1 protein-coding gene is annotated in these 580 nt (G+C 67.1%); it reads left to right on the top strand.

Features of this window, described 5'->3' with window-relative positions:
* Nucleotides 1-580 (top strand): hypothetical protein (locus ONA70_RS36440; RefSeq protein WP_265011015.1); only part of this gene is annotated, 580 nt, incomplete at both ends.

Here is a 580-nt window from a genome sequence, read left to right on the forward strand (position 1 = left end):
GCCGCCGAACCGGGTGGTGTTCAACACCGGTGACCGCTGCCTGTCGGGCACCTGCCAGCCGTTGAACTCCACCAACAAGGCCAACTGGCCGGACGTGCCGTTCGATCTGATCTGCGCGTCGGGCACGAACTGTGACGACTTCAGCCCGTCGTTCTTCTCCACAGTGCGGCTGACCTCCATCGAGGCGCAGCAGTACAACACCGCCACCTCGGCCTACGAGAAGGTCGACTCCTACGCCTTGGCGCACACGATGCCGGCCACGGGTGACGGGACGTCGCCGACGTTGTGGCTGGGCTCGATCACCCGCACCGGCCACGACACCTCCGCCGGGGGCTCGACGTCGGCGATCAGCCTGCCGTCGGTGTCGTTCACCGGGATCAAGCTGGCCAACCGGGTCGACACCACCGGTGGGCTGCCGAACTTCTACCGGCAGCGCATCGCCACCATCACCACCGAGACCGGCTCGGTCATCTCCCCCAGCTACGAACTGCCGTCGGCCTGCGCGGCCCCGGTGACCACCGACCCGGCGACGAACACGAAGTCGTGTTACCCGGTGTTCTGGACACCAGACGGCTACACG

This window comes from Micromonospora yasonensis, from assembly GCF_026013475.1.
Taxonomy (GTDB): Bacteria; Actinomycetota; Actinomycetes; order Mycobacteriales; family Micromonosporaceae; genus Micromonospora; species Micromonospora yasonensis.